Origin of the sequence: Streptomyces lacrimifluminis (assembly GCF_014646095.1) — a bacterium.
Taxonomy (GTDB): Bacteria; Actinomycetota; Actinomycetes; order Streptomycetales; family Streptomycetaceae; genus Streptomyces; species Streptomyces lacrimifluminis.
Genome location: NZ_BMMU01000070.1, coordinates 1 through 10365, shown reverse-complemented (window position 1 = coordinate 10365; position 10365 = coordinate 1). Strand labels below are relative to the sequence as shown.

Genomic DNA, 10365 nt, shown 5'->3' with positions numbered 1-10365 from the left:
ATCTCGAAGTCCACTGCAACTCCCTACAGACGGGGTGTTGCAACGACCTCTTGAACCCAAGCTGACCCGGGGGTTTCACATGGAGCGGGTGACGAGAATCGAACTCGCGCTCTCGGACTGGGAAGCTGCGGGCATGTGGAGCTGATTTCACCGCTGACCAGGGTGAATGGTTACGGTGTGGCCTCGTCGGACTCGGCCGATTCACCGTGGCTCCCCGACAGCCTGCACGCGTTCTGGAAAGGTTCGAGGCGAACCCGCGAGAACACCAGATCAGCTACGAGCTCACGCAGTACGCGCTGCGCAATTCCGGCTTCGAAAACGTGGCCAGACGGCAGTACGAGATCTTCCTGAGCGCGTTCGCCTCGCTGCTCGAACTGGCCGCCGACACTGCCGGGATCGAGTGGACGGTGCCTGTACCGGTGCTCGCGCGGTACGTGCAATCGACGATCGACGGCCTCAACATCACCTGGCTCGTCGACCGCAACAGCGACGACAGCCAGGCGACCCTCGAACTGCTCGCCGATCACCTCCCCCAGCACACCCGGCCTCGGAGTCCCTGACTCCGGCGAGGGAAGCAGCTCATCCCGCGGTGGCGGACATGCCTGGCTCGGACCACACGTCGGGGGCGACGACGCCGAGTGACCGGCCGCGCGGGTCGAGGATCCGGCCGAGGAGTTTGTCGTGGCGCAGGGTCATCGTGCGGTCGGTGACGACGAGGCCGGGATGGACGTCGCAGAGGCGGGTCTCCAGCCGCAGTACGCCGCTCACGGAGTGCAGAGCTGTCTGGATGACGAGGTTGTGCTGGCCCGTGACGGCGGCGCAGTTGCGGACTTCGGGGAGACGGACGAGGGTGTGCCCGATGTTGGACAGCTCCTTGGCGGGGGCCGTGGCCCAGAACGTGACCGCGACGGGCCAGCCGCCGAGCGGGCGGGCGAAGTCGCAGCGGAAGCGGATCAGGCCGAGCTTGGTGAGCCTGTCGAGACGCCGCCTGACGGTGAAGGCGCTCGTGCCGAGCGCCTCCGCCAGGGCTTGGAAGGACGCGCGGCCGTCCTGGTACAGCAGGCTCAGCAGGGTGCGGTCGCGTGAGGTGATCTCCTCGCTGCCGACACTCCGGCCGGCGTCCCCGCCACCGGGCGGTGTGCCAAGCCGTGAGCGCTGTTCGGGGTCCAAGGCGTCGATCTGCCATTGCCCTCCCTCGGCGAACATGTGCGTGACGATCCTCGTGCGCACGGCGGCGATGCCCGGCACGGCCGAGAGGACGCCCAGGGTGTAGTGCGCCATGGCCGTGACGTCGGCGGTGGCCACGGTCGCGAGGAGCCGGTGGGTGTCCGCTGATCGCTCGATGGTGACCGCGTGAGGATGGTCTTGCAGCGTGCCGGCCACGGCGTTGGCTGTGCCGGCCGCGCAGTCGATCTCGACGAAGGCGATACAGAGACGATGGAGCAGCCTGGGTCCGGGGGAGACCCCGACCCAGGCTTCGCCCTGGTCGGCGAGCCGGTGGAAGCGGCGCGCCGCCGTGACGGCGTCCACGCCGAGAGTCCGGCCCAGCTCCGTCCAGGACGCGCGAGGGCGCAGCTGAAGGGCATGGATGAGTGCGAGATCGCCTTCACTCAGCACGGACAACTCATCTCCATATCCTGCATTCGATGCTGCCAATGAAATTGGATCCTGCACTCGGGCAGTCCGTACGGCACAGTGTCGCACTCTGGACGCCCACAAGAGCCCTGTGCGTGTCGCAGCTGAGCGATGAGGTGTCCGTCATGGCGTTCGCCGACTACCAGAACGAGATCTACCTGAGTGGGCTGGGAGGGGTTCTGCCCTCGTTTCCCATGGACTTCGCGGAACTGGAGGCCAAAGCGCGCGTCGCGCTGCCGCCGTCGGTGTGGTCCTACGTCGCCGGTGGCGCGGGGGACGAGCACACCCAGCGAGCCAACGTCACCGCCTTCGCCCGCTGGGGGGTGATCCCGCGGATGTTCGTCGGCGCCGCACAGCGGGAGCTGACCGTGGAGCTGTTCGGCTTGATGCTGCCGTCGCCGGTGTTCCTCGCACCGGTCGGTGTGATCGGCCTGTGCGCCCAGGACGGACACGGCGACCTGGCCACGGCCCGCGCCGCCGCCCGCACCGGGGTGCCCATGTTCGCCTCGACCCTGTCCGTCGACCCGCTGGAGAACGTTGTCGCCGAACTCGGTGACACCCCGGGCTTCTTCCAGCTCTACACGCCCACCGACAGGGCACTCGCCGAAAGCCTCGTCCACCGTGCCGAACGCGCCGGCTACCAGGGCATCGTCGTCACCCTCGACACCTGGATCACCGGCTGGCGTCCGCGTGACCTGGCGGCGTCCAACTTCCCTCAGCTGCGCGGCCACTGCCTGGCGAACTACTTCACCGACCCCGTCTTCCGGGCGGCGCTGTCCCGCCCGCCCGAGGAGGATCCGCAGTCCGCGATCCTGCACTGGACCCAGGTCTTCGGCAGTCCGCTGACCTGGGACGACCTGGAGTGGCTGCGCTCACTGACCGACCTGCCGCTGATTGTGAAGGGCATCTGCCACCCCGAGGACGCCCGCCGCGCCCGTGACGGGGGAGTGGACGCGATCTACTGCTCCAACCACGGCGGCCGGCAGGCCAACGGCGGCCTCCCCGCCCTTGATGTCCTGCCCGCCCTCGTCGAGGCGGCCGACGGGTTGCCGGTCCTCTTCGACTCCGGGGTCCGCAGCGGCGCCGACATCGTCAAGGCCCTCGCCCTGGGCGCGACAGTGGTCGGCATCGGCCGCCCCTACGCCTACGGCTGCGCGCTGGGCGGCACGGATGGCATCGTCCACGTCCTGCGCGCCCTGCTCGCCGAGGCTGATCTGATCATGGCGGTCGACGGATACCCGTCCGTGGACGACCTGGTTCCCCAGGCGCTTCAAGCCCTTTAAGCGGCAGGCCCTGTGAGGAGCCGCCACGCGAGGGCCTGCCCCGCGGCCATGCCGTGAGCGGCCGCAGGGGTCCGGTGTGCGGCTGCGCAGGCCCTCGGGTGTGACCTCCCTTTGTACCTACCGTCGCTCTCCGAGCGAAGATCGAGAAAGGAGCCATGTGTATGAGCGCGAACGCGGGCGACACATGTGTCATCGGTGCCGGTCCGGCAGGGCTCGCGATGGCGCGAGCGCTGAAGGAACGGAACCTGCCGTACACCCACATCGAACGGCACACCTCGGTCGGCGGCATCTGGGACATGGACAATCCCGGCACACCGATGTACGAGACGGCGCACTTCAACTCCAGCCGGACGGTGTCGGCGTTCGGCGGGTTCCCGATGCCCGACACGTACGCCGACTACCCCCCGAACCGCGAGATCCTCGCCTACCTGCGGTCGTTCGCCGACGCGTACGACCTGACACGCCGCATAGAGTTCGGCGTCGACGTGACGAAGGTGACCAAGGAGATTGACGGCGGCTGGACGGTCGAGCGCGCGGACGGGCAGCGCTGTCGGCACGCCCATGTGGTGATGTGCTCGGGATCGCAGTGGTATCCCAACGTGCCCCGGCTGCCGGGGGGATTCAGCGGCGAGGTGCGGCACGCGAGCACGTACCGCAGCCCGGACGAGCTGCGCGGCAAGCGGGTGCTGGTCGTCGGGGCCGGCGCTTCCGGCCTGGACATCGCCTGCGACGCGGCCCGCAACGCCGACCACGCCGTCATCAGCATGCGCCGCGGGTACTGGTTCATCCCCAAGCACCTGTTCGGCCGGCCGGTGGACACCATCGCCGCGGGCGGTCCCAAGCTGCCGATGTGGCTGGAGCAGCGCATCTTCGGTGCCTTGCTGCGGCTGGTCAACGGTGACGTGCGCCGACTGGGACTGCAGAAGCCCGACCACCGGCTCTTCGAGACGCACCCTGCCATATCCTCCATGCTGCTGTACCACCTCCAGCACGGTGACCTCAGGGCAAAGCCGGACATCGCCTCGACCCACGGCGACACCGTCACCTTCACCGACGGTTCGCAGGACCGGTTCGACCTGGTCCTGCTGGCCACCGGATACGTGCACAAGGTGCCGTACGCGCAGGAGTACCTGAGCGACGAACAGCACCCGGACCTCTACCTCTCCGCGTTCTCCCGCGAACACGAGGGCCTGTTCGGCGTCGGCTACGTGGAGACCAACTCCGCGGCCTACGGTCTCTTCGACGCGCTGTCGCAGATGATCGCCGAACACATCCACGACCGCTCGGCGAACCCGGAACGCGCCGCGCGTTTCGCCCAGCGCATCCGCCACGACCGTCCCGACCTGACCGGCGGCGTGAGGTTCGTCGCGTCGCCGCGCCACAAGGGATACGTGAACAGCCAGACCTACACGGCCTACCTGCGCAAGGTCACCTCCTCCATGGGATGGCGGGGCGTCGGGAACCCGCCGTCCACGCGGCGGACGACGGTCGGCGCCCCACAGAGCCGCCTGCCCAACGGGACCGTGGAGTGACGTCGGGCGGCGGTGAGGCTCTCGCACTCCCGCCGCCGCGCGGGCGACTTCATCGCATATCGGGTCAGTGAGGGCCACCTGGTTGCTCAAACCCGAGAGGTTGTCGGTGACGGTGCCCTCGGAGTGCACCGTCCACGTTTGGTTGGTACCTGCGGTCGCAGTCCCAGAGCTGTGCCTGGGTGCTCCCTGTGCCCGCGCACCACGATGTTGCGGACCCGATGCGGCCGGTGCACACCGACGATGTCGTGCACCCCCGTGCGAGTGCACGACATCGAGTCTCCGCCAACTTGAAAGCGCACCTTCTTGTCCCCGAGGCGACCATGGCCCAGCGCATCAGCCGGGCCAAGCAGACCGCCAAGACCTCCGGCATGCCGCTGCGCATGCCCGAGGCAGCAAACCGTGGCCAATGGTTGGGCGAGGTGCTGCACGTGCTGTATCTGATCTTCAACGAGGGACATACCACCACAGGCGGCGCCGACCCGCGCCCGCTCTGTCGACCGAGGTAATCCGGCTCACCCGACTGCTCCCCGACGACGCCGAAACGGCAGGCTTGCTGGCGCACCGACGCGCACCGCCCTGCTCGCATCGGCTCCGACGGCGACCTGGTGCCGCTGGCAGAGCAGGACCGCGGGAACGGACCTGTCGCGTCGGGGCGTGGCGGCGAGGGGAGGTTTGGCTGCACTGTCAGTGGCACCGTGACGGCTCATGCGAGAGCGGCCCTCGCCGGACCGGGGTTCGAAACCCTGCTGGAAACCCTTGAATTTTCGATTACCCGACGGTAATGATCTGGGGGCGATTCGGCGACCACGGCGGACCGCGGGAACGGAGCACCGATGACATCACTTGGCAGGCGCAGGCTTCTCACCTATCTGGTGGCGGCGCCAACACTGGCTGTCGCCACAAAGATCAGTCTGGACGCTCTCGCTCCGGCTATCGCCGAAGGTGCCGTTCCCACGCCTCCTGCGCCGGCCGATCTGGTCGATCTCGGCGATCTGCTGATCCTGGCAGGCGCCCCGACCGCCGAGATGCTGGTGCTGCGTGTTCAGGAGGACGGGGTCATCGAATTCCGACTTCCTAGGGAGGAAGTCGGGCAAGGTCTGACGACAGCTGTCGCGATGCTGGTCGCTGAAGAGCTGGATGTTCCGCTCCCTAGGGTACGCGTCCGACTCGACGACGCGCGGCCCGAGTTGGTGTTCAATCAGCTGACTGGAAGTTCCAACTCGATCCGCTCTTTGTATGACCCGGTGCGTCGCACAGCCGCCGCCGCACGGGCCCGTCTGCTCGCCGCCGCAGCGGAGCGATGGGGCGTCATAGCCGGCTCGCTGATTGTCCGTGAGGGCCTGGTGATCGCACCGGACGGTCGTACCGCCTCCTACGGGTCGCTGGCCGCCGCAGCCGCCTCCTTCAGCCGGACCACTGTGCCCATCGCGCCTAAAAAGGAGTCCGAACACACCCTCGTCGGCACGCCTGCCACGCGTATCGACGCCCGGGCGATGGTAACCGGCCGGCAGGAGTACACCCTCGACCTCGATGTGCCCGGCGCCAAGCCCTGCATGGTGCGCCGCCCTCCGACCATCAACGGCACCGTGAAGTTGGTGAACAACGAGAGCGCCGTGCGGGCCATGCCGGGTGTTCTCGATGTGGTCATCATCGGCTCGGGGATCGCGGTGGTCGCAGAGACATTCGGCCAGGCTCGAGATGCCAAGGAGGCCCTTGACGTCACCTGGGGCGCCGGAACCGTCGACGCGCTGTCGGACGCCGACATCAAAGCCAAACTGAAGGCCGCGAACGCTCCGTTGGCGGTCCCAGGCGTCCTGGTCAAACGGGTAGATGCCGAGTTCGACTTCGCCTTCGCCAGCCATGCGCCGCTGGAGACGAACTCCGCCGTAGCCGACGTCCGTCCGGACCGTGCCGAGATCTGGTCGGGCCTGAAGTCGCCGATCGTCGCCCAGGCGGCCATCGCGAAGGCTGTGGGCCTGCCTGTCGACAAGGTCACAGTCCATGTGGTGCAGTCGGGCGGCTCCTTCGGCCGCCGGCTGTTCTTCGACGCCGCGCTGGAGGCTGCCGTCGTCTCCAAGAAGAGCGGCCGCCCAGTACGGCTGATGTGGTCACGCATCGACGACATGCGGCACGGCCGGATGAGGCCCGCCACCCACCACAAGATCCGCGCGACTTATGCGCTGGGGCAGGTGCTCACCTTCGAGCACCGGGTGGCCGCTGTGGAGACCGACTTCCGGCACGGCCTCGGCGACATGCTCACCGCCACCGCAGCCAGTCTGCCCACTGGAGTCGGCAATGCCTCCTTCGCCCAGACGCTGTTCCTGACCACCGTCAAGTCCCCGTACAACTTCGGGCTGACAACCCAGGTCCTCACCGAAGTGCCGCTGAAGATGCACACCGGGTCATGGCGTTCCGTGTACTCGGGCAACACCCGGGGCGCGGAGGAGATCGTGGTCGACGAACTGGCGGCACAACTGGGCAAGGACCCGGTCGCCTTCCGACGCGCGTTCCTCAAGACCGCCCGGCAGAGAGAGGTCCTCGACAAGGTGACGCACGAAGGGAACTGGGGCCGCAGCCTGCCGGAGGGCTGGGCGCAGGGCGTCGGTTTCCACGAGGAGTACAAGTCCTGCACGGCTTGTCTGGTCGAGATCGACGCGAGGGACCCGAAGAAACCGCGCGTTACCCGAGCTGTCATCGCCGCCGATGTGGGCCGCCCGATCAATCCAAGCGGTCTCGAGGCGCAGTTGCTAGGTGGACTGACCGACGCCATCTCCACCACCCTGCGGGCCGGGCTCCACATCGACAAGGGCCTGCCGATGGAGGGAAGTTACTCGCAATTTCACTATGCGCGTCAGAAGGACAGCCCCAAGGACGTGAAGATCTTCGTCATGCCTGCGAGCGACGAGCCTGGCGGCGCCGGTGAACTCGGCGTTCCGGCGGCCGTGGGCGCGATCGCCAATGCCTACGCTCGGGCCACCGGCACCAAGCCGCGCTCCTTCCCGGTCAACTTCGACATCGACTTCGATCCCTTCCCCCGGACCTGACCGGTCTGCACTCGACCTCCACGCAACCTGACATACCTGACGCCCGCCGGGAGCAACTCATGCCCTCTCACACCTTCATCGTCAACGGGAAGACCGTGACAGTCAACGCGCCCGATGACCTGCCGCTGCTGTGGGCGCTGCGGGATCTGCTAGGCGTCCGTGGCCCCAAGTACGGCTGCGGTATCGACGTCTGCAAGGCATGCACCAGCCATCTCGACGGCGAAGCGATCAGACCTTGCGTGGTCCCTGTTTCGGAGGCCACCGGCCGGGAGGTCACCACCATCGAAGGGCTGGCGGACGGCGACGAACTACACCCCGTCCAGCAAGCATGGCTAGAGCAGGACGTGGCCCAGTGCGGATACTGCCAGCCCGGGCAGATCATGGCGGCAGTGGCGCTGCTGAAGCGCAAAAAGAGTCTGACGGACGCTGACATCGATGAGATCGCGAACGTCTGCCGCTGCGGCACGTACTTCCGCATCCGCGAAGCGATTAAGAGTGCCGCCGCGAAAATGGCATGAGCGCGAGCGCCGCAGCATCGATCTGCGGCCCGGAGTCACGTGGCACGCACGGAGTTCTCCCGCCGCAGCTCCTCGCGTTCACCGCTGGTCAGGTCATCGCGTTCGCCCGCGTCGACTTCAGCCTGGCTGACCCACAGCCGCACCGCGGTCTCGGTCAGTTCAAAGTTTTTGGCGATCTGACCGACCGAGCGGTCACCGTGACGGCACAGCTCGACGATCTCGGCGTGAACTCCGGCGTGAACGATGGCGAGGCCGAGGCTTCCTCTTGGCTCCGCGCGGACCAGGGCGACGAGGTGAGGTGCGTTCACCGCTCGCCAGCGGGCCTGGGCGGATTCGACGAGCTTGAAGACCATGGCCAGGGGGGCCGCGCTTCTGGCGCCGCTGGTGACCTTGGTCCAGCCGGACGGTCGCGACCGTCGACTCGATCGAGTTGGGCCCGGACGGACGCCGGATCGGTCAGCAGATGGCGCGGCACTCGGGCAGGCGACGGCGTAAGTCGTCCACAAGTCCCCCTGAGCGCGTTGCGCTTCGTCACACAGTCGGGGCCCTCGAGAACGTTGAGGTCTCGGTCTTCATCGGCACACGGGGAGCGCATCAGGGCGTCGCTGTAGGCGCCGCCGAGGTGATTGCCCTGGACGGCGGCGGAGAATGACGACATTCGATTCGGGCTGCATCGGGCTCTGCTGAACATCCGCCACGACCTCAGTCGTGCGACGCTGCGCTCAACCGGCGTGCGTCGGCGGACAGTGCGCGGTTGACGGTCTGTTGGGTTGGTGTGAGGTCGCGGCCGGGTGGACGTCTGAGGGGTGTCATCACCCACGGGCCGGCGCCCCATGTAGGCGCGGTCGGCGAGGACCGGAACACCCTGACGTTCCCAGATCAGGATGCTGCGGTGGGCGCGGGCTGCGGTCAGGTCGTGGGCGCGGTCGGGCAGTGGGGGTGAGATGCACAGCAGCAGGCCGGCCGGGTCGGTCACCACCTGCACGTTCACCCCGTGTCGGCGGTGCTCGTGGAAGTAGTCGGCCCGGCTGTCGCCGACCCGGTCGCACTCCGCCAGGGTGCCGTCGAGGAGGACGTAGTCGGGCTCGGCCTCGCGCAGGATGCGCAGTAGGTCCGGTGGTCGGCGAGAAGGTCGATGACGGTTGCCGTGTAAACGTGGGCGGTGCCGACGGAGATGCCGAAGCCCGCGGCGATCTGCGCGAGGGGATCATGTTTACGGAGGTAAAGCAGGCCGACCAGGGCACGTTGGTGCGGCGGGAGCTTGCAGCGGCGGTCGGTCACCCTCGCGGGTCACATTAGGGAACCAATGCGGCTCTTGTGCCTGTGGGTTGGGACTTCGAACACCTCTCCCAACGGCACGGGAGCCTCGTGCGTTGCGCATCCCGTCGGCATCACCCGATCGGTGGTCGCGCTGAAAGACTTCACGGACTGTCTTCAGCGTGCGGTGATCTCACGTATGGCGGTTTCCCAGTCATGGGCGTGAAGCTGCCCTCGGAATCCCGGCGCGGAGGCGTGGTCAGCCGTTCCACGCCGCTCAGGTAGTGGTCCAGGCAAGTGGGCGCTGCTGGAAGGGGAGGGCTCGCTGGTGGCCGGTCTCAATCTGATCGAGTGACTTGCTCGCTAGACTTGGTCGCTACTATGTATTCATGGCTCATGTTTCAGCGGCCGAGCGCCGCCCTCAATTGATCAAAGCGGCCATCGACCTCATGAGCAGGGAAGGCGTCGCAGCCGGAAGTACGCGCGCCATCGCTGCCGAACTGGGAGTCGCCCAGGCCACCGTGCACTACATCTTCGGCACGAAGGAAGGGCTGTACCGGGCTGTCATGGAGCAGCTCACGCAGGACCTCGTCGCGCAGGTCGAGCGTGCCACCCCGGAGGACGCCGGTTTTGAAGAGACCATCAGAGTTCTGGCGGCGGCCCTGTGGCGAACGGTGCGGGAACAGCCCGGCAGCCACCGGATGCTGACGGAACTGACCACGTTCGCGATGCGCTCACCCCAGCTGAGCGAGGTCCTCGCGAGCCACTATCGCGGGTTGATCGAAGTAACCGCGAAGCTCGTGGCAGAGGCGGCCGAGCGCAGCGGTCAGCCGCTGGCCCAGCCCGCAGAGGCTATCGCGCGTTGGATTCTCGCCAGCTTCGACGGTCTCACGGACATGCATCTGTCGCTTCCCGACGAGGAGGCCGAGGAGGTCTGCCTACAGGTTCTGGTCTCCTCCGTGACGGCCCTGGCCGGCGGATGAATGCCCCTGGTTGCTGTCGCCCGCCACACGGCAGAGCCCAGCCTGGCCGGCTAAGAGAGCAACTGATCTGGTTTACAGGTGATTTGGGGCGTTCGTAGTGACTGTGGCGGCGG

Annotated in this window: 8 protein-coding genes and 3 pseudogenes; 7 read left to right on the top strand and 4 right to left on the bottom strand. The window is 67.4% G+C overall.

Features of this window, described 5'->3' with window-relative positions:
• Positions 1–206 precede the first annotated feature (206 nt).
• The gene (locus IEY89_RS39400; RefSeq protein ID WP_189152335.1) at positions 207–560 is read left to right on the top strand and encodes a TetR family transcriptional regulator C-terminal domain-containing protein; all 354 of its coding nucleotides are present in this window, start codon (positions 207–209) and stop codon (positions 558–560) included.
• Positions 561–579: 19 nt separating this feature from the next.
• Here IEY89_RS39400 and IEY89_RS39395 read toward each other — a convergent pair whose 3' ends face one another.
• Positions 580–1617 carry an Lrp/AsnC family transcriptional regulator gene (locus tag IEY89_RS39395; RefSeq protein WP_229695712.1) on the bottom strand — a complete coding sequence of 346 codons (1038 nt, stop codon included), beginning with the start codon at positions 1615–1617 and terminating at the stop codon, positions 580–582.
• A gap of 143 nt (positions 1618–1760) precedes the next feature.
• On the opposite strand from IEY89_RS39395, the gene IEY89_RS39390 reads away from it, so the two are divergent.
• The 5 genes and pseudogenes from IEY89_RS39390 to IEY89_RS39370 all read left to right on the top strand — a co-directional run bounded on the left by IEY89_RS39390 (position 1761) and on the right by IEY89_RS39370 (position 8012).
• Positions 1761–2918, top strand: coding sequence for an alpha-hydroxy-acid oxidizing protein (locus IEY89_RS39390; RefSeq protein ID WP_189152336.1), 1158 nt, complete (start codon positions 1761–1763; stop codon positions 2916–2918).
• A gap of 161 nt (positions 2919–3079) precedes the next feature.
• Entirely contained in the window at positions 3080–4450 is a 1371-nt protein-coding gene (locus IEY89_RS39385; protein ID WP_189152333.1) for a flavin-containing monooxygenase, read from the top strand.
• A gap of 218 nt (positions 4451–4668) precedes the next feature.
• Positions 4669–5079: pseudogene (locus tag IEY89_RS42275) on the top strand (DUF6596 domain-containing protein); the annotation flags it as partial.
• 204 nt (positions 5080–5283) lie between these two features.
• On the top strand, positions 5284–7494 hold the full coding sequence (locus IEY89_RS39375) for a xanthine dehydrogenase family protein molybdopterin-binding subunit (RefSeq protein WP_189152332.1): 2211 nt from the start codon (positions 5284–5286) through the stop codon (positions 7492–7494).
• 59 nt (positions 7495–7553) lie between these two features.
• Positions 7554–8012, top strand: coding sequence for a (2Fe-2S)-binding protein (locus IEY89_RS39370; protein ID WP_189152331.1), 459 nt, complete (start codon positions 7554–7556; stop codon positions 8010–8012).
• A gap of 272 nt (positions 8013–8284) precedes the next feature.
• Here the strand turns inward: IEY89_RS39370 and IEY89_RS39365 are convergent.
• The 3 genes and pseudogenes from IEY89_RS39365 to IEY89_RS42170 form a co-directional block, all read right to left on the bottom strand.
• A pseudogene (locus IEY89_RS39365) lies at positions 8285–8444 on the bottom strand (IS256 family transposase); the annotation flags it as partial.
• A 295-nt stretch (positions 8445–8739) separates the two neighbouring features.
• Positions 8740–9069: pseudogene (locus IEY89_RS42175) on the bottom strand (transposase family protein); the annotation flags it as partial.
• Positions 9000–9293 (bottom strand): helix-turn-helix domain-containing protein, encoded by a 294-nt coding sequence (locus IEY89_RS42170; protein ID WP_373287350.1) that lies wholly within the window; start codon positions 9291–9293, stop codon positions 9000–9002. The gene IEY89_RS42170 and the pseudogene IEY89_RS42175, both read right to left, overlap by 70 nt.
• A gap of 365 nt (positions 9294–9658) precedes the next feature.
• Between IEY89_RS42170 and IEY89_RS39355 the strand changes: the two genes are divergently transcribed.
• Positions 9659–10252 (top strand): TetR/AcrR family transcriptional regulator, encoded by a 594-nt coding sequence (locus tag IEY89_RS39355; protein ID WP_189152330.1) that lies wholly within the window; start codon positions 9659–9661, stop codon positions 10250–10252.
• The last annotated feature ends 113 nt before the right edge of the window (positions 10253–10365 follow it).